Origin of the sequence: Tunturibacter empetritectus (genome assembly GCF_040358985.1) — a bacterium.
Taxonomy (GTDB): domain Bacteria; phylum Acidobacteriota; class Terriglobia; order Terriglobales; family Acidobacteriaceae; genus Edaphobacter; species Edaphobacter empetritectus.
This window is the reverse complement of the sequence record NZ_CP132932.1, coordinates 1485567-1510082: the sequence shown is the minus strand read 5'-3', so window position 1 is coordinate 1510082 and position 24516 is coordinate 1485567. Positions and strand designations below refer to the sequence as shown.

At 54.6% G+C, this 24516-nt stretch carries 18 protein-coding genes; 8 read left to right on the top strand and 10 right to left on the bottom strand.

Annotation, left to right across the window (positions count from 1 at the left end; all coding sequences use genetic code 11):
• Positions 1–2: 2 nt before the first annotated feature.
• The 4 genes from RBB75_RS06275 to RBB75_RS06255 all read left to right on the top strand — a co-directional run bounded on the left by RBB75_RS06275 (position 3) and on the right by RBB75_RS06255 (position 7567).
• The gene (locus tag RBB75_RS06275; protein WP_353069916.1) at positions 3–1865 is read left to right on the top strand and encodes an AI-2E family transporter; all 1863 of its coding nucleotides are present in this window, start codon (positions 3–5) and stop codon (positions 1863–1865) included.
• 759 nt (positions 1866–2624) lie between these two features.
• Entirely contained in the window at positions 2625–5897 is a 3273-nt protein-coding gene (locus RBB75_RS06265; protein ID WP_353069914.1) for an Ig-like domain repeat protein, read from the top strand.
• Positions 5898–6364: 467 nt separating this feature from the next.
• The gene (locus RBB75_RS06260; protein ID WP_353069913.1) at positions 6365–6553 is read left to right on the top strand and encodes a hypothetical protein; all 189 of its coding nucleotides are present in this window, start codon (positions 6365–6367) and stop codon (positions 6551–6553) included.
• A 399-nt stretch (positions 6554–6952) separates the two neighbouring features.
• The gene (locus RBB75_RS06255; RefSeq protein ID WP_353069912.1) at positions 6953–7567 is read left to right on the top strand and encodes a hypothetical protein; all 615 of its coding nucleotides are present in this window, start codon (positions 6953–6955) and stop codon (positions 7565–7567) included.
• Between the two features lie 169 nt (positions 7568–7736).
• Here the strand turns inward: RBB75_RS06255 and RBB75_RS06250 are convergent, their stop codons facing one another.
• The 7 genes from RBB75_RS06250 to RBB75_RS06220 form a co-directional block, all read right to left on the bottom strand.
• Positions 7737–9749, bottom strand: coding sequence for an ATP-binding protein (locus tag RBB75_RS06250; RefSeq protein ID WP_353069911.1), 2013 nt, complete (start codon positions 9747–9749; stop codon positions 7737–7739).
• Positions 9750–10165: 416 nt separating this feature from the next.
• Complete coding sequence (locus RBB75_RS06245; protein ID WP_353069910.1) at positions 10166–10381, bottom strand: hypothetical protein; 216 nt, start codon at positions 10379–10381, stop codon at positions 10166–10168.
• Positions 10382–10398: 17 nt separating this feature from the next.
• A complete protein-coding gene (locus RBB75_RS06240) occupies positions 10399–11172 on the bottom strand; it encodes an SDR family NAD(P)-dependent oxidoreductase (RefSeq protein ID WP_353069909.1) in 774 nt (257 codons plus the stop codon).
• 367 nt (positions 11173–11539) lie between these two features.
• A complete protein-coding gene (locus tag RBB75_RS06235) occupies positions 11540–11881 on the bottom strand; it encodes a hypothetical protein (RefSeq protein WP_353069908.1) in 342 nt (113 codons plus the stop codon).
• 222 nt (positions 11882–12103) lie between these two features.
• On the bottom strand, positions 12104–12550 hold the full coding sequence (locus RBB75_RS06230) for a DUF2141 domain-containing protein (protein WP_353069907.1): 447 nt from the start codon (positions 12548–12550) through the stop codon (positions 12104–12106).
• A gap of 47 nt (positions 12551–12597) precedes the next feature.
• Entirely contained in the window at positions 12598–13593 is a 996-nt protein-coding gene (locus RBB75_RS06225) for an amidohydrolase family protein (RefSeq protein WP_353069906.1), read from the bottom strand.
• Positions 13594–13679: 86 nt separating this feature from the next.
• The gene (locus RBB75_RS06220) at positions 13680–14639 is read right to left on the bottom strand and encodes a hypothetical protein (RefSeq protein ID WP_353069905.1); all 960 of its coding nucleotides are present in this window, start codon (positions 14637–14639) and stop codon (positions 13680–13682) included.
• A 186-nt stretch (positions 14640–14825) separates the two neighbouring features.
• Here RBB75_RS06220 and RBB75_RS06215 point away from each other — a divergent pair, with 186 nt between their 5' ends.
• The 4 genes from RBB75_RS06215 to RBB75_RS06200 all read left to right on the top strand — a co-directional run bounded on the left by RBB75_RS06215 (position 14826) and on the right by RBB75_RS06200 (position 20272).
• Positions 14826–16412: a DHA2 family efflux MFS transporter permease subunit gene (locus RBB75_RS06215; RefSeq protein ID WP_353069904.1), complete on the top strand. Its 1587-nt coding sequence runs from the start codon at positions 14826–14828 to the stop codon at positions 16410–16412.
• A 90-nt stretch (positions 16413–16502) separates the two neighbouring features.
• A complete protein-coding gene (locus RBB75_RS06210) occupies positions 16503–17963 on the top strand; it encodes a TolC family protein (protein WP_353069903.1) in 1461 nt (486 codons plus the stop codon).
• 2 nt (positions 17964–17965) lie between these two features.
• Positions 17966–19216, top strand: coding sequence for an HlyD family secretion protein (locus RBB75_RS06205; RefSeq protein WP_353069902.1), 1251 nt, complete (start codon positions 17966–17968; stop codon positions 19214–19216).
• Positions 19217–19282: 66 nt separating this feature from the next.
• Positions 19283–20272, top strand: a complete 990-nt coding sequence (locus RBB75_RS06200; protein WP_353069901.1) for an amidohydrolase family protein — start codon at positions 19283–19285, stop codon at positions 20270–20272.
• Between the two features lie 78 nt (positions 20273–20350).
• On the opposite strand, the gene RBB75_RS06195 is transcribed toward RBB75_RS06200, so the two are convergent.
• The 3 genes from RBB75_RS06195 to RBB75_RS06185 form a co-directional block, all read right to left on the bottom strand.
• A complete protein-coding gene (locus RBB75_RS06195) occupies positions 20351–21358 on the bottom strand; it encodes a VTT domain-containing protein (RefSeq protein WP_353069900.1) in 1008 nt (335 codons plus the stop codon).
• 77 nt (positions 21359–21435) lie between these two features.
• Positions 21436–22683, bottom strand: coding sequence for a carboxypeptidase-like regulatory domain-containing protein (locus RBB75_RS06190; RefSeq protein ID WP_353069899.1), 1248 nt, complete (start codon positions 22681–22683; stop codon positions 21436–21438).
• A 329-nt stretch (positions 22684–23012) separates the two neighbouring features.
• Entirely contained in the window at positions 23013–24509 is a 1497-nt protein-coding gene (locus tag RBB75_RS06185) for an efflux transporter outer membrane subunit (protein WP_353069898.1), read from the bottom strand.
• Between the last annotated feature and the right edge of the window lie 7 nt (positions 24510–24516).

Below are 24516 nucleotides of genomic sequence, written 5' to 3'. Positions count from 1 at the left end.
AAATGAACCGAAAATCGAATCTGACCGAGACGGCGCAGCTGCTTCGGATCGTTACCCTTGTCGTTATTGTTGCTGCCCTTTACTTTGGTAAGAGCGTATTCATCCCGCTCGCGCTGGCCTTCCTTCTTTCTTTGCTCTTAGCCCCCTTGATGACACTTCTGGGAAAACTCCGCATCCCGAGGATAGGCGCGGTTCTCATCATCGCTACCGGTTTGTGTCTATTAGCTTTTGCATTTGCGTGGAAACTATCCATGGAAGTTACCGATCTGACACTTCAGCTGCCGACGTATAAGGCAACGCTCGAGCAGAAGATCCATGCTGTGGGGGCTCTCCGAGGTTCGAATTTCAGCAAGGTTTCCGACGCTCTTGGAGATCTGGAAAAGGATCTTAAGCCGCAAAACGAGTCGACGCAGCAAGATCGCGGCAAGAAGCCGCTCCCTGGCGCTTCCCTTCAGAGGCCCCTAGCGGTTGAAGTCGTTCCCGAATCTCATACCTTTGCTTTCCTTGAAAGCGCCGTAGAATCCATGGGTTCAGCGGGCCTGGTTGTCATCTTCACAATCTTCGTATTGATCGGGCGTGAGGATCTGCGTAACAGGTTCATTCACCTTTCGAGTGGAGGCCGACTCCATGTAATGACACAGGCACTGGATGAAGCCACCAGACGTATTCAGCGTTATCTGCTTCTGCAATCGATGGTGAATGCAATCTTTGGACTGGTGGTGGGAATTGGCCTTTACTTCATCGGAATTCCTGAAGCTTGGCTCTGGGGCCTCTTAGCAGCGATCCTTCGCTTTTTGCCCTACATTGGAGCTCCCGCTTCTGCAGCGGTACCGATTTTGTTGTCACTTGCGGTCTTCCCGGGGTGGAAACATTGCTTCGGTACCACCGCATTTTTTTTAGCTTTAGAACTGGTTGTTGCCAACTTCGTGGAACCTCTGCTCTATGGCGCCCAGGTCGGTCTGTCTAGTCTAGCTATCCTTGTTGCAGCCGTCTTTTGGACGCTAATATGGGGCTTTCCCGGCCTAATCCTGGCGACACCCTTGACTGTTTCGCTGGTCGTTATGGGGCGATATGTTCCCAGTCTCAGCTTCCTAGACACTCTTCTGGGAGATGAACCCGAAATCTCAAAAAGCGGACTTTACTATCAGCGGTTACTCGCCTCTGATCAGGCCGAGGCTAGACAAGTCTTGGAGCAATACCTTGAAACTAAGCACCTCGACGATCTGTACACTGAAGTCCTGATACCTGCTCTTAGCCTGGTCGAACAGGACCGCCATCGCAACGAGCTAGACGATGCAACTTTAGCATTCATCATGCAGAGCACCCGAGAGCTCATTGAAGAGCTTGGGGAATCCGCACCCGTTGAAGCGACTAACCGACAGCTATTAGGATCGGATGCCGAGAGCCGCATCGCGTGCATCCCGGCACGGGATGAGGCGGATGAGGTCGTGGGAATGCTCCTCTGTCAGTCGCTGGATCGAGCAGGGCTCGTCAGTCAGAGCATCCCCACCGGGCCTGTTGCTGAGATGCTCTCCGCAGTGGCTGATCTTGATCCTGTGGTCGTCTGTATCTCGGCTCTACCGCCCTTTGCCATCGAACACACCCGAACCTTGTATCACAAACTTCGGGCCAAATTTCCGGAGATCAACATCATCATTTGTCTATGGCAATTTGCGGGCGATCTTGAGAAGACACAGCGTCGATTAAAGACGTCGAACGGGCACCCAGTATTCTTCACGCTACCTGAAGTGCTTGAGCACGTGAAAGATAAGCTGCTCCAACCTAAGGCCGGTTCAACAAGCACCGTTGAACTAGACGGTGCAGTACTACTTGCAGATGAAGAGAGAATTTCAGACTCGGTCTGATTAGTGATGTTTTATAACTCATTGCTTGGCTCAAAGCGATTCGGATAAGGCTAACCTTACGTCCTACCGCTTGGCATTGCGATTGAATCCGGTTCTTTCGAGGATACAGACAGACGGACGGCGCTTTTCTTTCGAGAACCTAAGCCGGTAGCAGAAGTCCTGCTCTAGCTATTGAGTTGGTGTGCAATACTACCGTTTTTCGTGGAATTTTGGTTCATTTGAGTCGATATCCCTCGCGTCCACAAGGCATGGACGTGGGTAAATTCCGCTCCAAAGAGGAAGATTTGCGCAGAGTAATAGACCCAAATGACCATAACCAATAGTGATCCTGCGGCTCCATAGGCGGCGCCTGGGATTGCTTTACCGAGATAGACTCCCAGAAACGATTTCCCGATCGTAAGCGTTCGGAATTCAACAACACACTGCAAAATTTGTAAGTTGTTGGCGCAACCGGCGGACTGACCAGGACCGAATGATGACTCATCCGCCTTATTTGGCAGCGTCATGCAACTCATTAGAGCAAATGATACAGACCCCTCTCTATGCCACCGATTACACATAAAATCTCCTTATTGGACCGGCGAAATCCCATCTCCTGATCGAGAGACTGGAGCCAAGCCGAAGCATTATTAGACGAGCCGCTTGAAAGGCATGGTCACCACATAAATTTTCTGCAACTTAGGTTGTATACATGGGGTGTGCTGGGCCGTCTAGGCTGACAAAGCAGACCATCTTCGCTCGATTGTGAGACGCCTCCCCATGCGATTCGACGTCGACACCCGATGCATTCAACTACTAGTCGCATGCGTTGCTGCGTCCGCAACAGCGGTAGGACAAGCTGGGCCTGCTCCCACAGTATCGATCGACATCGCCAGTGGAAGACATCCGATCAGCGCGCAAGTGTATGGCATCGCAAACTACGGTCTGGATGCGACGTATGCGAAAGAGATCGCAGTGCCGAATATTCGTTGGGGCGGAGACGGCACTACTCGTTACAACTGGCAGGTTGACTCGAGCAATGCGGGATTCGATTGGTACTTCATGGGCGGCAGTGGGACCACCAACACCACGCCAGGCGGCTCCGCCGATCAAATGATTCGGACGTATGAGCCGGCGAATGCGCTGATCACGATACCTATTATTCCGTTCGTCAATAAATCCGCAGCGTGGAGCTGCAGCTTCCCGGTCTCTGTCTACGGCGCGCAACAATCGACCAATCCCTATGTTCATCCAAATGGCGATAACTGCGGCAACAGCATCGCGTCCAATGGAACTCAGCTAATTGATAACAATATCTACGCCAACCATATCGACAACTCAACCGGCCTACAGAAAGGCTGGCTACAACACCTGGTGGGAACCTTCGGACCTGCAGCTCAGGGCGGAGTCGCCTTCTATCAACTGGATAATGAACCTTTAGGATGGGGCAACACCCATCGGGATGTTCTGCCCAGTGGGGCGGACTATCCCACCATTACACAACTAGGCGAGCAGTATGCCGCGGCGATCAAACAGGTCGACCCATCGGCCATGGTTCTCGGGCCTTCTGACTTCACCTTAGGCGGCTGGGTTGGCGATACCACCAAACAGGGTGGCCTTCTGGCGGGCCAATACTATCTTCAGCAGATGGCCGCGTATCAGGCGACGAACGGTAGCCGCATCCTCGACTATTTTGACGAGCATTATTATTTCGACGTGTCGTCCGCCACCGCACAGCTTGCTTCCACACGGACTCTTTGGGATCCAACCTTCAACGGAGGCACGTGGGTAGAACAGTATGTCTTCAACGGCCCCATGCAGTTGCTGCCGCGGTTTAAGGGATGGGTCAGCCAGTACTACCCCGGCACCAAGATCGCCTTATCGGAGTACTCCATCGACAGTGGAAGGAAGTCGATCGTCGATGCGATAGCCGAGATGGATGTTCTGGGAATCTTTGGACGCGAACAGCTCGGCTTTGCGAATATGTGGAGCGCTCCGGCTCCGGCTGATCCAATCGCCTACGCCTTCAGGATGTATCGCAACTATGACGGCAACGGGGAACAGTACGGAGACACCTGGGTCGATGCGGCCAGCTCCGATCAGAGCCAGCTTTCGGTCTACGCCGCGCAACGAACGTCAGATAGCGTCGTAACCATTCTCATCTTGAACAAGACGGGCGCAGCGATCAGCACAACGGTCGCCCTTACCGGCGTTCCTCTACCGGCTACTGCCTCTGTCCACAGCTACTCCGGCGCAAATCTGCAACAGATTGTCTCGGGAGCCAATGCCTCTATCGACAATGGAACGATCACGTACAGCTTCGCGGGCTACTCGGCTACTCTCTTTGCCTTTACTCCCGCTGCAGCGCCTCCAGCAGTTACAACGACCACGCTTACGGCATCCACAACGACGCTAACCACTGGACAGACGGTAACTCTTACGGCTGTCGTCGCGGGCTCAGGTTCGCCGACGGGAATCGTGGCCTTCAAAGATGGAGGCAGCACAATCGGTAGCGCGACGCTCTCCGGCAGCAGAGCCATCTTTAGCACGTCAGCTCTTAGCGTTGGCTCTCACATTATCACTGCGGTCTATGGCGGAGACCCCGGCGACGCTGTCTCCACGTCGAGCCCTGTGACTGTCACGCTGACGCAGCCTGCGCCTCTGAGCACTACAACCGTGCTCTCTGCAAGACCTTCGCTGCCCACAGCCGGCCAAAGCGTTGTTCTCAGCGCAATCGTCTCAGGCTCAGGTACACCGACAGGAATCGTGTCCTTCAAAGATGGAAGCAGCACCATCGGGAGCGCAGTTCTTTCCAGCGGCAAAGCCGTATTCAGCACCTCAGCTCTCAGCGCCGGCTCTCACACCATCATCGCGGATTATAACGGCGATTCGAATGACGCGACCTCCAGTTCAAACACAGTGATTGTGACCGTAGCCCAAGCCGCACCAGCCGCCACGATGACGACGCTTACAGCCTCGAGCACTCAGATCACGACACAACAAAATCTTGCCCTTTCCCTATCCGTCAGTTCCGCAACCGGCACGCCTGCCGGCACGGTGATCCTAAGTGACGGCGCGACCACCCTGGCCTCCGTACCCCTTGCAAATGGAGCCGCTACTTTCATTGACTCCAATCTTGCCGTCGGAGTTCATAGCATCGTAGCTGTTTACAACGGCGAAGCGACTTACGCAGCCTCAACCTCTTCCATCCTGACCGTAGCCGTGACAGAGCCTCCCGTTACTCCGCCCGTTGTGCCTCAACCACCAGCCGCCTCGAGCACCACCACAATCCTCAACGCGTCCTCGACTCAACTCACTGCAGGTCAAACTCTCACCCTCACCGCGACAGTAAACACCTCGACCCCGTCCGCGACCGGAACTGTCACATTCAGCGACGCCACCGACACACTCGGCGCCGTGTCGCTCTCTCATGGACTTGCCAGCATCACCACTACCCTCAACGCAGGCGCTCAAACCATCGTCGCGAACTACAGCGGAGATGCCAACGACGCTGCATCTGTCTCAGCTCCGCTAACGATTAGCGTGGCTGCTTCGGCACCGCCACCACCGGCTCCACAGGACTTTTCGCTGCAGCTGAGTCAAAGTGCAATGACTTTGGCACCGGGAGCCTCCGGACAGATTGGCTTTACCATCGCCCCGCAAAACGGATTCAACCAGCAACTGAAACTCAGCTGCTCCGGTCTTCCTGCCAGTGCCGCCTGCAGCTTTTCGCCCGCCACGCTGAACCCCACCGCTGCAGCTACCGGCAGCATGACAATTACAGTAGTCTCCTCCACGACTTCAACTGCCTATCTCCTCCTTCCGATCTCCGGCATCCTTCTATTTTTCCACAGGAGATTGGGCAGGTTCGGCGCAGCCTTTGTCATGGCAGCCTTCACGCTTCTTATCGCAGGATGTGGAGCAGGAGTCAACCAGACGATCGGGACGGCCACCAACGCAGGAGCGACAGCTGGCAACTACACGGTTCAGGTGACCGCCGCGACCACAACAGGATTAGTCCACATGCAACCAATGATATTGACAGTGCAATAGACAGGACGAGTGCGGCTTAACCGAACTTTCATCAGATTGTGCCCTATTCTCTTCACTTCCGACGAGGGAGAGCGCATCTCGGTCTCCTCTTCACCCGCATAGGAAGCGTTCAAGCAATTCTTCTCGCATTTCGTCCAACGTCACAGATTGCACATCTCATTTACGCGATCCCCTTGCCAGTAATCTGCGGCTCGCATCGATTGAACCGACACGGACGCCTGCAGTGATTGCTCAGTGGAACCCGGTGGGGAGGATGTCACTGAACATAGTGAGACCTGTACCTTTTCATGGCCCGGAGCGATTTCAGCAAAGGGGATCAAATTGAAGCCTACCGATCTTTAGGCCAAAGTTCTCCTTCGGAGCCGCCGCCACATACCTCTCCCCCGTTTTCGTCGGGTCAAAAGCGTACCACGTGAGCCATATCTCCTGAGGTATGCTGTACCCAACTTCCCATGGCTAACTTCGCTATGATCGAACAGCAGAAGCGCGAGCTCATCGACGAGCTCAGCCATTGGGCATCCGAGCGGCTCGCCTTCCGCCCCACTTCCAACGAATGGTCAGCCCTCCAGATGGTGGACCACCTCATCCGCACCGAACGCGAAATCCTCCTCGTGACCTACAGCAACGAGCATCAACTGCACCGTATCGGCCGATAGACCACCTGCGCACCCGGTTCCTCGAGGGCCTTTTCCGCTCCGACCGCAAAGTTAAGGTTCCCTCCACCGCCAGCGTTGTCCTCCCGGCATAGATGTCCAACTGCCGATCCTCACGGCGGAATGGCTAGAGGTCCGTGCCAAACTTGCCCAAAATGTCGATCGGCTCCTCGCCGGCCCTCATGGCATGGCGCTCTTCCATCATCCGGTAGGTGGGTGGATGAGTATGCAAGCAGTGCTTAACTTCTTATCCGTTCACCTAGTGCATCACCGTTTTCAGTTACAGCGCCTCCGCGCCGCATCAGTGCACCTGCAGCCGCTCGACGTCTCACCGTTCTCTCAATAAGCCTGCACCCAACCAGGCTTCCGGTAAATGAGCATCGATGGCGATCGAAGATGGTAATGAGCATTCAAACCGCGTATGCCAAGTTTTCAGCACCCTCGACAGCACCTTATAAGCATTCAGATCCTGAGTGTAGAAGGAGTGTTGGCGTTAGGCGGATCACGGCTCTGGCGCCCAAGCCGCGTTCGCAGAAGGTTGCGGACGACCCGAAAGCAAAGGCGCAGGAGGAGCGCCAGCGCAGGGAGATTGCGATTGCCAACACCACAGGCATCCGCACTCTTGCTGCCATCGCCGAAGCTGTCCCGGTGCGGTTGATGAAACGCGACTTGCTCTTCGTTGCCGAGCGGCTGGCTTCCGTGTTGGACGACAACCGTCTGTCTATCATCGCCCGCAGGTACGGCATAAAGAAGGCCAAGGACACCGACTCTCTCGGTAAACTCTTTGCGGCCTATCTCCGTCGTGCCGAAGAGAGCGTGTTGGGGAGCGTATTGGTCGAAACCACCATTCTCTATATGAGTACCCGGCAGAACCCGGCTCAGGTGCTCCAGGAAGCGGCGACCCTGTACAAGGTGGACACGGACGCCATCGCGCTCAAGGTTAAGCAGGAGTTCGCCGCGAAAGAGAAGTCGAAGAAACCTCCGAAGGCGGTGACCAAGGCTAAGAAAGCGGCTTGAAGTCCGTTCTGCCGGATGGGGCTGCCAATCGGCAGCCCCATTTGTTCTGCTTCCAGACGCCTGCGCTGCGGGCGGCAGGAGACGTTCCCCCTCCTGCACCTTCTCCTTTACTGCCTGCGGCGCTTCAGTGACGAGAACAGCGTTTATCGCTACCAATCTCGTGCAGCCGCTATTGGTGCGGGCTACATGGAAACGAGAGCGAGAAGACCGTTCCCCCGAACTCTTCAAGCCGCCGACTCTTCACGCGAATGCTGGCCTTATGCCTATTCAGAATTTCAGCGCTCACCCAAAGTCCCAGGCCCGTTCCGTTGAGTCCCTTCGTGGTAAAGAACGGGTCGAATATCCGCGAGCGCGTCTTCATATCCATACCATGTCCTGTATCCGCAATCGTCACTCGGACACACTTCTTGCTTGTCTGCCAATTGAAGGAATCTCGTGTGCGAAGGGTCAGCGTTCCTCCTCTTTTCGAAGCGTCATAGGCGTTCCCGATCAGATTCGATAGCACCTGTCGGATTTCGGATTGCATGCAGAAAACCGTTTGTTGCTCTCGGTAGTCACGTACCAATCGAACCCCTGATTGCGTAAGTCGGGCACTGTAAATGGCTACCGCAGACTCCATCAGAGTCGAGAGGTTTTGTTCTTGGGGTGCGGTACTCTCCCGGTTGAATTGCAAGGTATGCGTCACGATCTGAGAAACGCGGGCAAGTTCCTCCTCTGCCTGTTCCGCGTACCCTGACAGGCTGTCACTGGCTTCAGCATGGGTGCGTATCAGATAGAGAAGGTTCGTCACCGACTCAAGCGGATTGTTGATCTCATGTGAGATGCTTGCCGCCATGCGACCAACGACCGCCAGCTTCTCATTTCTGAGTAGCGCTTCCTCCGACTGCCTCTGATGTGTAATGTCAATCGTGATGCCGTCGAAGCGGATCGGATCCCCGTCCTCGCCGTAGCCAGTTCGTCCGATGGCCCTGATCCACTTGAGTTTTCCGTCCGGCGCCACAGTTCGGTACACCGTATCGTAGGTCGTCTTGCACGCAATTGAAGTTTCGATAGCCTGTCGCGTCGACTCGCGGTCGTCTGGATGGATAACCGCATAGAAGGTCTCGATTGTGACGCGCGTGTCGGACGCCAACCAAAAGTGTTCTTTAACACAGTTGTCCCAAATGAGCTCGGCAAACGGTAAGTCGCAAAACCAGTACCCGACACCCGCCGCCGTGGTGGCAAAGCTGAAACGCTCCTGCTGTTGCTGTAGCGCATTCTCGGTTGTCTTGCGGCCTGTGACATCGACTCCGACGGCGATGATGCCGGTAGTGCTCCCGTCAATTTTCTTGATCGGCTGGTACACGAAATCGATATAACGGCGTTCCAGGTGCTCGCCTTTCGTTCGAGCGAGGTCGATTGATATTCCGTTTGCACGGAACACTTCACCGCTCTGATAGACCTGGTCAAGTAGGCCAATGAACCCCTGATCGACAGCTTCGGGTATTGCTTCGCGAACCGGCTTGCCGACCGCATCTCGGTTTCCAATCAGTTCATCGTAGAGCCGGTTCGTCATCTCAAAGGTGTGTTCTGGCCCACTTAGAACAGTCATGAATACGGGCGCTTGACGAAAAAGATCAAGCAGACGGCCTCGCTCGGCACGTAGTTGCTCTTCGCTGGCGCGTATCTTGGCTTCCGCCGCTAGGCGCCCCATAGCCGTTCGCGTGCGACGAGCCACCTCTTGGATTAATAACAATTCATCTTTCGACCAAATGCGTTGTTTGGCATGATTGACGTACATCACCGCCCTAAGACGCCCTAGCTCGATCACCGGAACATTGACGAGCGAACGCGCGCTCGCACTCTCCAGGGATGCCGCAGCCACGGCGGTTCGTTCGTCCTCTCGCACATCATTGATCGCTATGAACTCGCCGCGCCTGAGGCTTTCAATGAAGGGAGTATAGTCGCGAAGCTGAAGCATCCCGGCGAACGACAAGACTCCCGGCGCACACCAATCTTTCGAGGTGTGAAGCGTTTCCTTGTCTGGATCGATGGCTGAGTATCCAACACGGCTCACACTCAACGCGCGTCCTAGGATTTCAGATGCCCCGTAGCCCAGATCGTCTGGATCGTTCATCTCGATGATCAAATCACTGAGTTTTAGCAGCACTGACCAGTGCTGCGCGGGGATACCTTCGGCCATCTCGGCACTACCATGAGGCCAAATCGTCATAACGCGTTCATGCCTTCTGGGGAAACTTTCAGTCAGTCATTCGGCCAAAAGCTCTCCATGGCTTTGACGGAGAGTTGCAGGTTTTTGAGATGATAGTCGAGTGCAGGGCCAATCCTCAAGGCACGCCTCTTGTCACGCAGCCATTTGACAGGCGTGAATGGACGAATTTGAGGTTGGTGCCTCACACATTCCGTTCCGTCAGAGTTCTCAAGCCCAACAGGAATTATGCAGGGCTGTTTTCTTTCGATACTGGCTAAACCGCCATCCACCATGTAACGGTCCGTTGCTTCTGCCTCAGTCCTGACAAGTCAGCTGTCAGTGAAAAGATCAACTCCCGAGAAGCGCGTTTATCCTTAGTTATCCAGAAGTGCTGATCTTTCGTCAATTTACTGGACCCGAACGTCCAGATGATCCACGGTCAACGTACCGATCGAGAGGTTCTCGATGCGTGCTTCCATCACTCCCAAGCGCCTCACGGTCATGGTACCCAAAGCGAGTACACCGATAGCCATTGCTTCAAAAGCAACCGCCCCCACCGCGAGTGCGCCCACCGCCGTACTGCCAATTTTGACTTTATCGACTGCACTCTTCGTTTGCGTCATCTTGTCTCCTGAAAATACTAGCTTTGGTTGAGCTTGCTGGTCGTCTTGAGGGCAAGGCGCAAGATCATGTTCCGCGGAAGGAACCTGGCACCCCAAGTACCGAGGCGGTTCGCCAGCTTGCCGGGATAGACCACCCTCTCCCCCCGCTCGAATCCGCGCAGGATGTCACGAACGACCGGCGTGGGCTGGTCCATTTGTTTTGCGTTCAGTGTGGGATTCATCTTGGCAAAGAAGTGTGTCGCAACGGGTCCGGGACAGGCTGCAGTGATTGTCACGCCGGTCTTCTCAAGTTCCAGAGAGAGCGCCTCAGTGAACGAGAGAACGAAAGCCTTGGACGCTGCATACACACTTGCACCAGCCAGCGGTTGAAAGGCGGCGGTCGAAGCGATGTTGATGACTCCGCCGCAGCGCCTTTCCACCATTCCGGGAGCAAAGGCATGAGTGAGCGCAACTAGAGCGCGTACATTCAAATCGACTTGCTGTACCTGCTGAGCAAAGGTCGTGGCGAGGAAGTCTTCAAAAACCCCAAGTCCGGCGTTGTTCACCAAGATATCTATTTTGAGATCACGGAGTATGACTTCGGCGATCAGATTGTCGACTGCATCGGCCGATGAAAGATCAGCGGCTAAGACGGTGACCTGCCCATTAGCTTCCCCACGCAACGTCTCCGCCAGTAGGTTCAGCTTGTTTCTAGAACGGGCTACCAGAACAAGGTCTGCGCCTTGTTTAGCCAGTTGTAGTGCAAACGCCTCGCCTAAACCAGCCGAAGCGCCTGTGATCAGAGCAGTCATGCCTCGGTGGTTCATTCGTTACCTCGGCACTAAATTTTGTGTACGACAGGTAGTTGCTGCGGCGGTACATGATTTGCTCAAGGTAGCTTCGCGCGTTCCATTATGCGGCGCTCTCCTTCTTTGATGCGGTCGCCGCAAGCAACGCACCCCTGGAGGACAGCGGCAGCCTACCGTCATCCTGAACGACGGTGCCGAATATTCCGACGCGTATGACGCGATTTGAGGATTGGTCTATCCCCGTGCCAGCTTGTCAGTACTTCCAAGCTGGCGACAAGAGCGTTTATGGATACCAATTCCGTCCTATCCGAAGATAGCCGTTTTCCCCTGGGGCGCAATAGAGCTTTTTGGTACCCAGCGCTGCTCTTTTTCACCGATCCCGCTTCGTTGTAGCAATCGGCGCAGCTGTTGAGTTTTCTGCTGAATTGCCAGACGTCATTTCACCTCTCTCACCCGAAGACTTTTCATCAAGCTCCGGTTCGCCTTGTTTATAGAATGCGAATCGCATTAGTGCGACTCCAATGAGTCCGATGGCGATCGTCAAAAGCCAACCAATTGAAACAAGTGTTGTTGTGTTGAAATGGAGTAAATGCCAAACGTAAAACGCACTGTATCGATCTAAGGCTGTCCACGCGAACACCACGAGACAGCTGATACCAAGTAGTAAAGCTATCCATTGTTCCAACAGAAAGAGCAAATCAGCACTGAACATGCGGTGACGCCTAATAGTTGACTCCATGGTCATTCCTCCGACTCAGCCAAGCTTCGTATACTGTGTGGGGTTCGTATGAACGATTCCATCAAGAGCAATTCAAGCAGCTAAAGAGGTAGCGAGGGAATGGCATTTCTACCGCTCCCCCCGTAAAACTAGACTCGATGGCTTCCCATCATGCGGCTCAAGCTTTTTGAGTGCAAATTGACTTGTGTTCCTGCGTTAATAGTGCAGCGTCAATGAGACTGACTGCTCTGAAGCGGTCAGCGAGAATTTGCTTGCGTCAAAACTCGGAGGATGCCCGGTTGCGTTATTCGAGACAGCGAAGCCCTCTTTGGGTCTCCCAAACGCTCCCCGATCCAGAATGCCGTTCCCATTCTCATCGTGAAATGTAAGGACGGCATAGTCGCCAGACGGAAGATCCTTGAATGTAGTCTGTATCGTGCCTTGCTGCGCCTGTGAAGCGTCTATCCAGACCGACTGAAGCGCATTCGCGTCCTCTTTCGGAAAGCCTTTCGCCGAGTTGAAAAGTTCAATGCGGACTTTACCGTTGGAACTGCGGAGGCCAGTAACCTTGACAGTCAATTGATCGCCGCCAGTAGATTGTGCTTGAGTCGCGGGCACGGCTGGCGTCAACAGAAGGACGAGTAATAAAGACTGTTTCAACATAGAGTTCTCCTTTGCGTGTTTGAGTTGTGTGAAAATTGGTATGACGGCTAGCGATCTGCTGCGGAGCGGGACGCCTGCTCGATCGCTTTTATCAGGCGAGGAAAGAGTTTCTCTGCGTTTGTCTGATCGATGGCAGACTTCTCCTGTTCAGAGAAACCTTCGAAATCACTCACGCCATCCTTGGCCCTGCCGATTGAAACCGGCGGCATGAATGGGAAATCGAATCCCATCAAGAGCCTGGAAGGGTCATGCGTTTCTTTGAGCGCTGCGAGATAGGCTGGGCTGGTTGCGGCTGTAAGGTCGAAGAAACAGGATTTTACTTGCCTTTCAACCCGCATGATATTGATAAGGGCAGAGAGCTTGTTGCCTCCGTTCTTAGCGACCATAAGTGGGCCAATCCGCGGTACAAGCAGAGGCAGTGCGCCTCCACCATGAGAGAAAATAAAGCGGACATGGCTGCAGCGCTCGATCGTATCTGTGTCCAACAGACTGACGGCCATACGCGTCGTGTCGAAAGGATATTCGAGCATCGGTGCCGGATAGCCTAACGTCAAACGGTCGGAACCTGCAGGCGTCGTCGGATGCACGAATGCGACGGCCCGCCGTCTGTGCAGTTCATCGAGTACCGGCGCAAATCGCGGGTCACCAAGATATACGCCTCCGTAATTCGTGAAGAGTCCTACACCATCTAGCTTCAACACATCCAAGGCATAGTCGATCTCTTGGAGCGCGGCTTCGACGTTCGGAAGGGGGAGCAACGCGAACGCACCGAATCGAGCTGGGTTGTCGCAAATGATTTCCGAAAATAGGATATTTATGGTTCGGGCAAGCTCGGCCGCAAGGCCGGGCTCCGCAAATTCTAATCCCGGAGATGATAAGGACAGAACACACGCCTGAATCTTGTGACTATCCATCATCTTGAGATGGTCTTCAACGCTCCAGTCGGGCGTAGAAAAACCGTCTATGTTTGTAATGCCGGCTTTCTGAAGCGCATTTAAGTAAATGTCGGGTAGAACATGAGAATGAACATCGATGGTTGACATGAGATGAACTCCTTCTTGTGTCGTCTACTTGACCGGCAAGTATGCAGCGTTCCAAAGAGAACGGCTGTTAGTAAATGTGCTTAGCGCTAAGCGGCCGGTTTCAAGCCCGCAGTCTTTGATTTCGCGAGAGACTTGGAGACGTTTTTGGCAAGGTTGCGGGTGACGCTCAGGCTGTCTCCGTCGCCATGCTTGCTCGCCTTCACAGACTTGTCGAAGAGAGTTGCCCCAGCGCTATCCACAAGGGTCATATGAAACGTTACCGATGATGCGCCGATAAATAGGCCAACCGGCCCTGTGGAGGCCCGGAGTGCTTCATTGCCCTTCTTGAACGCTGTAACGGAGATCTGTAATTTCCTGGCAGAACAGCCTGCTGCGGCGTCTCCAACGCGGTAGACCGTGCTGGCACCATTCGACATGCCCAGTTGATCCACTAGCTCCTCATAGAGCAAGGCGCGATATTCCGCCGGCAGTTCTACACCCGAAGCGGCAATGGGCTCTACGAGGAGCGTATTCGGGACCACGGAACCGCCACATGAAGGCGACTCAACGGCGGAAGCCGGACTGATGTGAGCGACGAACTGCTGCTGTGCAAGCGCAACCTGTACCTTCGGAACTTCAAACACAGCCCCGTGATACCCTCCGGTTTGATCGAGATATTCGATCGTCAACACGCCTACATTTTTGCTTGTCACTGCACCCATGGCTTGTCCGACTCCCATCGGAATCACCCGTGCTACCTTGCCGGCAGACCCACCCGTTGCCACGCGCTCATCTCCGATAGAAACCGCGGTGATTCGCTCGATGGGAATGGACCCCTGGGCGTGCTTGTTCGCGAAAACTACCGTGTTCTGCATCAAGCTGAGGGAACCGGAGCTGCCGGGTTTGACATCAGCCAGTCCTGCAACATAGACAACTGAATCTGAGTGCCAGGCTTCCGTTAGAGCGCCCCCTGGGTTGGGAGCCGCAGTTTGTGCGAACGCGAGACACGACCCAAGAGTGGCGGTCAGAATGGCTGCGCTGAAGATTTGAACATTCATATTGAACATGATTCCTCCGTGAAGTTCCGGATCAGTTTGGCAAGTCGTACCGAACCGACCAGTTCGGTATAAACTTATGACTCTAGCTACACGCAAAAGGTCTCACGATTATTAGTCAATTTTCTTTGCATCCCCAATTATGCGTTTTGCGTCCTAAAAGAACCGAACCGATCCGTTCGGTTATAAGGAGCGAGGATGGCTGAGGCTGCCTGGAAACCGAAGGTCAATCCGTGGGTTATCGCTGTGACCGTCACGCTTGCCACGTTTATGGAGGTTCTAGATACCTCCATCGCGAACGTTGCCTTGCCTCATATCGCTGGTGGACTTGGGGCGAGCTATGACGAGTCGACTTGGGTCATCAATTGTTACTTAGTCTCGAACGCCGTTGTTCTGCCGATCAGTGCCTACCTCACAACACTCTTTGGACGCAAAAGACTGTACATGACCTGTGTGGCACTGTTTGGGGTGAGCTCTCTATTGTGCGGGTTCGCTCCCTCGCTGCCGCTGCTGCTGTTCTTCCGGGTGCTGCAGGGAGCTGGCGGAGGCGGTCTTGGTCCATGCGAACAAGCGATCCTCACCGACACATTTCCGCAGGAGAAACGAAGCATGGCATTCGCCGTCTATGGCTTGGCGGTGGTGCTGGCTCCGGTACTCGGGCCGACTCTGGGTGGATTCATCACAGAACACTACTCCTGGCGCTGGATATTCTTTATCAACATCCCCATCGCAATCCTCTCGCTGATACTTACGCACAAATTGATCGAAGATCCTCCACGCATTCAGGAGGAAGTTAGGAAGTCAAAACAGGGCGGATTCCGGCTCGATTATCTCGGCTTCGGATTGACGGCCCTCACTTTTGGAGCACTCGAGTGTGTCCTCGATAAGGGACAGGAAGATGACTGGTTCAACTCACCATTTATCACCTGCGCTTCCGTCGTGTGTCTCTTTGCGCTAACAGCGCTCATTGTTTGGGAGTTGCGTCGTGCCCGCACCGACCAAAGACCCATCCTTGACCTGCGGCTTTTTAAAAATCGCACCTTTGCAGTGTCCTTCGTGATGATGTTCATTGTTGGGCTGGCGCTCTATGCAACTTCGAACCTGCTGCCCAATCTCTTGCAGAACTTGATGGGCTACACGGCGGAGTCGGCCGGCTTTGTCATGTCTTTTGGAGGCATCGCCACTGTGCTTACCATGCCGCTCGTCGGCATCCTGGGCGGCAAGATGGATAACCGGTATCTGGCCGCATTCGGCTTCGCGCTTACAGGCTGCACGATCCTCTACCTGACGAACATGGACTTACAGATGAGTTTCCAATATGCATCGGAGATCCGATTTGTACAGATGTTGGGTATCTCGTTTCTTTTTGTACCCGTCAGCACACTGTCCTATACGGGCACGACAGAGGCGCAAGGGAACGATGTATCGGGTATGACGAACCTCGCCCGCAACGTCGGCGGCTCGTGCGGCACCGCATTCGTGACAACGATGCTTGCCCGCAAACAACAAGTTCACCAGGTATACCTGAGCAGCCACGCCAAGAACTCAAATCCCTTTTACCTGGCGAAGATCCAGCAGTTGCAGCAGCACTACCAGCAACTCGGCTACGGCATATATCAGGCCAAGCAGCAGGCACTTGCAGATTTCTACAACACGCTCCAGAACCAGGCCTCGATGCTGTCATACCTCGACATCGTCGTGATACTGGGCGTGGCATCGCTATGCATGGTGCCGCTGGTTTTCTTGATGAAGAAGCCCAAGCAGGGCGCAGTGGTCATGCATTAAGGAGATGAAATGCGAGCTTTGAAAGCGGTAGTCATAACGTCGATAGCGATCTTAATTTTGCGGGACGCACACGCACAAGAGCAGGCCCCTATGGTAACGCCGGCGAAGGCACAACAGCAGCAGCAGCTTTCGGGCAGACCACAGGGCGGAGCGAGTGTAAGCGCTCAACAGTCTACGGCACCAGGCGGAAGCTCCAGTAGCGTGGATGTGTTGAACACGACCGTACAGGTGCAAGGGAGTTATATAGGGAGCGTACCGGACACGATCTCTGGCGCAGTACACCTAAATCTCCATGATGCGATTCAACGTGCTTTAAAGACAAATCTGGGTACGGTCGGCGCTAGCGCCTCCCAGCAGCAAGCACGCGGTGTGAGACTTGCGTCTCTAAGCGCACTTCTGCCCAGCATCACCGGGAGCATCAGCGAAAACGTGAATCGGTTCGATCTCCAGTCCGAAGGGTTGAGCGCGAGCACCTTCGGCGGTGCGGGAGCCTCATTTCCCACGGCTGTCGGTCCAGTCCACTATTACGACGCTCATGCTGCCGTGTCGGAAGACCTGCTTGATCCCGCCGCGGTGCATAATCTGCGCAGTGCTAGAGCGTCCGAAAACGCTGCTCTGTTGAACTTCAAGGATGCCCGCGAGTTGGTTGTGTACGCTACTGCCGGCACCTATTTGCAACTGCTCGCGACGATGGCTGAGGTAGAGTCGGAGCGCGTACAGGTGGACTATGCGCAAGCCAGTTACAAACAGGCTGCCGCGCAGAACAGTGTGGGGACGAAGTCCACCGTAGATACAAACAAGATTCTGATTCAGCTGGAGACGGAACAGCAACGTCTCTTGTCAAGGCAAACCGACTACGAGAAGCAGAAGATGCAATTGGAACGCATCATGGGATTGCCGTTGGGCGCGACTGTGATCATCGACGAGACGCTGCCTTACACACCGCAGCCGCCGATATCGCTTGAAGATGCGCTGCAACAGGCTGTCGCAAACCGCGCCGATTTACAGGCCGCCAAAGCGCAACTCCGCGCGGCAGAGCAAACTGTGAAAGCGTCAAAGTCGGAGTATTTACCAACCTTTGCTTTAAGTGGTACTTACGGCATAGAGGGCACGAACCCAAACCAGGGTATCTCTGTTTACACCGGTGTCGCTTCGCTTTCGATTCCAATCTGGCAGGGAGGCAAGGCGAAGGCCGATGTGGTGCAGGCGAACGCCGCCGTTGCGCAGCGCAAGGCGGAGCTTGCCGACCAGCAACAGGTTGTGGAACTCGACGTGCGCAACGCATATCTCGATATGGAAACGGCGACCAAGCAGGTGACTGTCGCGATCGACAACCGCAAACTCGCGCTCGCTACGTTGAAGCAATCGCAGGACAGGTTTGCAGCCGGTGTCACCACTTCAGTCGAGGTGGTGCAGGCACACGAGACCCTCGCCTCCGCGGAACAGGACTACATCAGCAGCCTGTACTCCCACAACCTTGCTAAAGTATCGCTCGCTCGAGCAATCGGCGATGCCGAACATACCATCCCTGATCTTTTGAAAGGAAACTAACCATGGCCGTTGACGAGACGAAACCAGAGCAGCAGTCAGAAACAAACCAAGGCGACCAGAACCATGACGACAAGAAGCAGGAAAAGACCCCGGTGTCTCCCCGTGCTAAGCTCCTGCTCTGGGCCGGTGTCGCGGTCGCGCTAGCAATCGTCATCGTATGGTGGCTGCATTCACGCACTTACGAAGACACGGACGACGCGCAGATCGACGGCCATCTCAATGCCGTCGCGGCCCGTGTCGACGGTACTGTCAAAGCGATCTATGTTGACGACAACCAGGTTGTTCATGCCGGACAGCCTTTGCTCGACCTCGATACCGCGGACGCCGAGGCGAAGTTGACGCAAGCTCAGGCGCAGTACGACCAGGCGCTTGCGCAGCTTAGCGCCCAGCAACCTAATCTTCCGATTACTCAGCGCAGCAATGCCACCGATGCACTCAGCTACGGGTCGGAAGTATCTGCCGCGCAAGCTGCGCTTGCTGGAGCGCAGAATGACCGTGACAGTGCCGTAGCAAAGTTGCAGCAGGCTGAGGCGACAAACATAAAGAACCAGTCTGACTTGGCGCGATATAGGCAACTCCTCGACAGGGAGGAGATCGCACCCTCTGACTACGATCAATACCTGGCCACAGCGAGAGCCCAGGAAGCCAGCGTGCAAGCAAGTCGGGCTTCGGCCGATTCGTCGGCGAAAACCGTGGATCAACGTCGAGCCCAACTTGACGAGCAAGTGGCTAAACTCGCCCAGATCGAGCAGAATGCGCCTCTCCAGCTTTCGATAAAATCCGCTGACATCAAGAGCCAGCAGGCCAATGTCGAGTCGGCAAAAGCCCAACTCATCACAAGCAAGCTGAACCTTCAGTATTGCCAAATCGTCTCCCCGGTAGATGGGATCGTGAGCGAGCGCTCTGTCGAACTGGGTGGACGGATCTCGACCGGGCAGCAGCTCCTCATCGTGGCGCAGACAAGCGATCTTTGGGTTACCGCCAACTTCAAGGAAACCCAAATGAAGAAGATGAAGCCAGGCCAGTCTGTCCGTATCACGGTAGATGCGTTTGGCCAGACCTTCGACGGATACGTGGAAGGTCTACCTGCAGCGACGGGGGATCGCACCAGCGTGCTTCCACCGGAGAACGCAACCGGCAACTACGTCAAGGTCGTACAAAGACTTCCAGTACGCATCCGCTTCAAAGGCGGCCAGAGCGGCTTGGAAAGGCTTCGTCCCGGTATGTCAGTCACACCCAAAGTGCTTTATTGAAAGCGCGATGATGGCATACATTCACCCACCAATAACTCACTCAAAACAGAAACAGGAGCCACAGCCATGAAAAACAAAATCATCGATGTTCATTCGCACTACCTACCCAAAGCCTACGTAGACGCTATGAAGAGCACCGGTGCGGTCGCTGTCGACGGAGTGCCCATGCCCGAGGAGTGGACCGTTGAAAAGCACCTCGAAATGATGGAGAAGAACAATGTTGGGAGTTGCGTGTTGTCCATCACATCTCCTGGGCCGAAGTATTGGAGTAACGAAGAAGCAATCCGTCTTTCCAGGACGATCAACGATTTTGGTGCGCAGGTCATAGCAGAACATCCCCAACAGTTCGGAGTTGACGCGCTGCTGCCCTTGCCGGATGTGGATGCCGCGTTGAAAGAGCTCGAATACGCTCTGGACGTTCTAAAGCTGGATGGCGTGGGTCTTTCCACCAACTATGATGGCGCTTATCTGGGCCACCCAAAGTTTCGTCCCGTGTTCGAGGAGCTCAATCGCCGCAAGGCAGTCGTCTTTGTCCATCCGGTCGAGCCGTCAAACTTCGAGCAGATCGGCCTTGGCTTCCCCGCGCCGATGCTTGAATATCCCTTCGAAACGACGCGCATGATCACAAGTCTGCTGCGCAAAAATGTGATCAAAGACTTTCCAGACATACGTTTCATCACGACCCACGGCGGAGGAGCGGTGCCGTTCCTAGGGCCGGAAAGAATGAGCATCCTCATTCCGATGACATTGGCGATGGAGGCGAAAAAGAAAGGCGAGCATCCATCGCTTTCACCAAAGGACGTTCTCTCGCAAATCAAGACGCTCTATTTTGATGTGGCCGCTGCGACCATACCGCCGTATTTTTTGGCGCTTAAGCAAGTGGCCTCAACTTCGCAGTTGCTGACCGGCTTCGACTTTCCCTTTATGCCGGCGCAATCAATCCCCCATGCCATTGACGCCGTAGAAAGCTACGACGAGTTCAGCAAAGGAGATAAGGAAGACATCTTCAGCAAGAATGCTCTATCGCTTTATCCAAGATTGGCTCCCAAGGTCTAGTCCGACAACGCGGGCATAATCCCTTTGTCGGCAAGCCGCCCTGCTGGCAAAGGGAATGCACACGCTAGGCCTGCTTGATTACGGTCCTGGTTCCTTCAGCCCAACATCCGTAGGCAGCACAACACCCATCCGAGCTGCCACGCGTTCGCCCGTGTCCAATTCGGTCGTGACAAGCCGTCCATCGCCCACCCAGGCCTCGAGGCCACCTTCCAATACCCACACGTTGTGCACGCCTCTTTTTTGCAGGGCGTCCGCAACACGAGCGCTAACAAATTCGTTCCTGGAAGAGCAGTACAGCACTATCTCCACGTCCGCAGGTACGAACAGTTTCTTCACCTTGCTCAGCCTTGAGGGCTTCGCACGGAATGCACCGGGAATTCCTTTGATCTCGCTATCCTGCGCCTCGTAGTTCAAAAGATCGACGACCATTACTTTTTCCTGATCGTCCAGTTTTCTCTGAAGCATCGCGGGGCTGATGCGTCGTAGCCTTAGATGGCGGATCATCCTTCCCACACGAACAGCCTTCCAGATGACATAGAGCAACAACGGAACGCCAACGATGATCCCCAGCGACACTCCAAAGCGTTGAATAACGCGCATTACACTGTTCACTTCATCAGCAAACAGAAAGCCGACGAGCACATAGGTGGACGTCCATAAGAGAGATCCGATCGCGTCATAAGACAGAAATCCATGGACAGTCGAGCCCTCAGCGCCGGCCAAAGGTGGTGCCACGCCGTCCAACCCCGGCACGAACTTCGCAACCGTGAGCAACCATAGGCCCCATTTTTCGAAGATGCGATGTGAGTTCTCGCGACTGCTTTGAGGATCTGCCGTAAAGCTGCACACCAGCCGGATGACCCCGCTACCCCATCGCCTGCCCAACCAAAACCAAAAGCTATCGGCAAGCAGGCATCCGGTTACTCCCGCGAGAATGACGAGCCAGATATGCAGAGCTTCCTGACCGTGCGCAGCCAATGCTCCGACAGTGACGAGCAGCACCATCGACGGAACCGGCAGGCAGAGTTGTTGGGCAAACACTGCAATGCCAATTCCCGGATACGTGAGCTGTGTCGACAGGTTCATAGTGTGCATCCCCTAAGAGGCCTTGGTCAGTCACCACCATTTAATGGGAGATGAACGCGAATCATCTTTCGATCTTCCTATGGCTTGCCTTCACCGGGGATATTTGTGGTAACGTGCTTCGAAACGAACTCTCGAATGACAGTTCCTCCAGCTTTTCCCAACATACCAAATGCCGCAGTGCTGAAGACTAGGCCGACTCCCCGGTCACCGTGGGGATAGTATGCGTTGGAGATGGCTCCCGAGCACAGAAGCGCTAAAAAATAAGAGTAGTTGGGCATAGGTTTCCCGGTGTCGCTCCGTGCGATCACTGTGCTGCTGAGAGCGTGGCTTAGGCGGGACGTTGTAGAACCGCTCCCTTGATAGAAATAGCGCGGGTCCTGATGGAACAGCGAGGGAAACACCGCATTGCTGAGATAGTCACTGGTTCGTCCATCGGCGAATAGAGCTGCGGAACGTTTGCCGTATCCCGCCGCGCCTTGCCCATAGCCGGGATGGGTGTTAAGCGCTTGTTGAATGCCGGCACCGAGACCAACTCCTATAAGTGAAACCGGATCGAGGGTGTCGTGTGTGGCAAGCGAAAACTTCTGCTTCGTCGTTAGAGGGGCAGCGTCCCAGGTGTAGCTTGTGAGATAGTTGGGCACGATACCGAACACACGCTGCTTTTCCTCCGCTTTAATCTGTTCAGCGGCAATCACGTCAGTGGGACGAACGGTGATTTCTGTATCGGTCGCTGCGACCGAAAGGGCGATGGCAGGAATTGCATAGTCTTGTTTGGACGTCACCACAAATTCCGTCGATACAAACGGCTGAAATCCCTTTGCGTAAATCGTCACGACATACGAACCTGCCGGGACGCTTCTAAATGAGAACTCACCAGCCCCGCCGGACTTGATACTGCCGAACAGTGTTTTGTCTCTGCGCGTTACATTGACTCGTGCTCCTGGAATGGCTGCCCCGCTTGCGTCTAGCACGGTGCCTGAGACAGTGGCTGCTCCCACCGGGCTAGGCACCTGCTCAGATGAGTTTTGAGAGTTCGATTGAGGCAAAGGTGCTTCTGGGAGCGAACTGCTCCTCCTCTCTGAAGCCCGTGACTCTTGTTGACCAGATGCGATGCCGGTGACTAGCAACAAAGAACATACGACGCAGGCGCGCGAAAGAGTCCCGAAGCCGCCACTCAAAGCGCGATTGTTGCCGTAAGAGGGCTCAGTGAAAAAAGCGGTCAAGCCCAACAAAGTTGCGCTAAAGGTGCGTTGCTGCATAAGGGGCTTGTCCTCAAATAATTTCTGAATAGCATCTGCACTTAATGGAGAAATGATGACGGACAACAAAAATGGCTCGGAACAACGGCACACCTGCTACAGCAGTGTGAGCGATAAAGATTGCTTTGCCGTCTCCTGTGAGTGCTTTGCACTATCTACGGGCGACTTGAAAATAGTACCGTACCGACCCGTTCGGCATGAATATCAGACTCTGGAGAAACCGAAAGGTTTCAGAAAAGGTTCCTAGGTAGATAAGCAGCTCTTAGGAGACTCTAATTAAGTCCATATGACCCTTGTCGTGAGCACGGAAGACGCAGATTCCCTTCGGGAATGACAAACAAAAGAAGCGTCCAGCAGCAGGAAATAGGACTTAATCAGAGCCTCCCTAACGCGTTTTACTTCTTTGCAGCCACTTCCTTTTCCGTTGGGAGCTGCGTTGTGTCCCATCCGCCACCGAGCGCCTCGATAAGCTGAACACTGCTTGTCATTTGCTGTACTCGCAAGTTGACCTGTGTCTGCTGGTCGGCTAGCAGCGTATTTTGGGCCGTAAATACGTTCAGATAGGTGTCGACTCCAGTGCGATAGCGGACTACAGACAGATCATAATAGCGCTGTGCCGCCGCAATCACTTCCTGCTCTTGCTGCAACTGCTTAGCAAGGATGCGTTCTGACGCAAGCGAGTCTTCGGTCTGCTGAAATGCGGTGAGTACGGTCTGCCGATAACTGGCAACATCTGCGTCGTACTGTGCCTTGTACTGTGCGACCGTATTGCGGCGGAGGCCTGCATCGAAGAGCGTCTGCGACGCCGATGGCCCGAGGGAGAAGAAGCGGCTGGGCCAGGTGAACCAATTCTTGACGTTCGAGCTCTCAAGGCCACCCTCAAATGAGATGCTGAAGCTGGGATAAAAAGCGGCAGTTTCGACACCGATAAGGGCATTGGCCTGAGACATCGTGCGCTCGGCTGCCGCAATGTCAGGACGACGCTGTAGCAGTTGTGAAGGCACACCAAGCGGTATTCCCGGAACCGCTGTCGTCAGCGGGTGCATTGGCATAGAGAAAGATGATGCAGGTTGGCCGATCAGCAGCGCGATCGCGTGTTCGTATTGCGCGCGGGCGACGCCCAAATTGGTGGCTGCGGCTTGTGCTGTTTTCAGGTTCAGCTCAGCTTGCGCGACGGCCTGATCGCTGTCTATACCAGTCCTGCCAAGTACGCGTGTCAATTCAAGACTCTTCTGGTATGTTTCAATCGTCTGTTTGTAGAGTTCTATGAGCTGATCCTGACCGCGAAGCTCGAAGTAGTACTCGGCCAGATTGGCTTGTTCTGTCAGCTTTTCATTCGCGAGATCAGCCGCGCTTACCTGGGCGGCATTTGCGTACTCTTTGACGGTGTTGCGAACGCGTCCCCAAACGTCCGGCTCCCAAGAGACATCGAAGGGCAGATCGAAGTTGTTGCTGTTGAGGTTCGTATTTGCTGGAGCCTGGCCGACGACGTTCGCGGAGGTCCGTGACCGGGTGTAGGAAGGCGTTGTAGAGACGGTCGGCGAATAACTAGATCGGGCTTCGCGGACTTGGGCGCGTGCGGCCATAAGGTTGTGGAACGCCTGAGCGATGTTTTGGTTCGAGTCGTTCAGCTTGTCTTCAAGACCGTTCAGTTCTGGCTTCTGATAGATTTCCCACCATTTGCCGCGCAACGTCGTGTCCTGCGGCTTCGCTGTAGTCCATGTCGTACCGTCGGGAGCGGTCTGGTCTGTCGTCTCCTTGAACGCAGGCGGAGCCTGAACGGTGGGCCTTACGTACTTGGGTCCTACCATGCAGCCTTGCAGCAGTGGCAGACAAGCAAAGCACAAAAGGATGGATTTGCGAGTGATGGGAAGAGGTCTGAAGCGTTTCATGATGTCC

Excerpts from the sequence above, each read along its gene's own strand:
- RBB75_RS06275 (WP_353069916.1), top strand. The coding sequence starts at position 3 with ATGAACCGAAAATCGAATCTGACCGAGACGGCGCAGCTGCTTCGGATC.
- RBB75_RS06265 (WP_353069914.1), top strand. The coding sequence starts at position 2,625 with ATGCGATTCGACGTCGACACCCGATGCATTCAACTACTAGTCGCATGC.
- RBB75_RS06260 (WP_353069913.1), top strand. The coding sequence starts at position 6,365 with ATGATCGAACAGCAGAAGCGCGAGCTCATCGACGAGCTCAGCCATTGG.
- RBB75_RS06255 (WP_353069912.1), top strand. The coding sequence starts at position 6,953 with ATGAGCATTCAAACCGCGTATGCCAAGTTTTCAGCACCCTCGACAGCA.
- RBB75_RS06250 (WP_353069911.1), bottom strand. The coding sequence starts at position 9,749 with ATGGCCGAAGGTATCCCCGCGCAGCACTGGTCAGTGCTGCTAAAACTC.
- RBB75_RS06245 (WP_353069910.1), bottom strand. The coding sequence starts at position 10,381 with ATGACGCAAACGAAGAGTGCAGTCGATAAAGTCAAAATTGGCAGTACG.
- RBB75_RS06240 (WP_353069909.1), bottom strand. The coding sequence starts at position 11,172 with ATGACTGCTCTGATCACAGGCGCTTCGGCTGGTTTAGGCGAGGCGTTT.
- RBB75_RS06235 (WP_353069908.1), bottom strand. The coding sequence starts at position 11,881 with ATGTTCAGTGCTGATTTGCTCTTTCTGTTGGAACAATGGATAGCTTTA.
- RBB75_RS06230 (WP_353069907.1), bottom strand. The coding sequence starts at position 12,550 with ATGTTGAAACAGTCTTTATTACTCGTCCTTCTGTTGACGCCAGCCGTG.
- RBB75_RS06225 (WP_353069906.1), bottom strand. The coding sequence starts at position 13,593 with ATGTCAACCATCGATGTTCATTCTCATGTTCTACCCGACATTTACTTA.
- RBB75_RS06220 (WP_353069905.1), bottom strand. The coding sequence starts at position 14,639 with ATGTTCAATATGAATGTTCAAATCTTCAGCGCAGCCATTCTGACCGCC.
- RBB75_RS06215 (WP_353069904.1), top strand. The coding sequence starts at position 14,826 with ATGGCTGAGGCTGCCTGGAAACCGAAGGTCAATCCGTGGGTTATCGCT.
- RBB75_RS06210 (WP_353069903.1), top strand. The coding sequence starts at position 16,503 with ATGGTAACGCCGGCGAAGGCACAACAGCAGCAGCAGCTTTCGGGCAGA.
- RBB75_RS06205 (WP_353069902.1), top strand. The coding sequence starts at position 17,966 with ATGGCCGTTGACGAGACGAAACCAGAGCAGCAGTCAGAAACAAACCAA.
- RBB75_RS06200 (WP_353069901.1), top strand. The coding sequence starts at position 19,283 with ATGAAAAACAAAATCATCGATGTTCATTCGCACTACCTACCCAAAGCC.
- RBB75_RS06195 (WP_353069900.1), bottom strand. The coding sequence starts at position 21,358 with ATGAACCTGTCGACACAGCTCACGTATCCGGGAATTGGCATTGCAGTG.
- RBB75_RS06185 (WP_353069898.1), bottom strand. The coding sequence starts at position 24,509 with ATGAAACGCTTCAGACCTCTTCCCATCACTCGCAAATCCATCCTTTTG.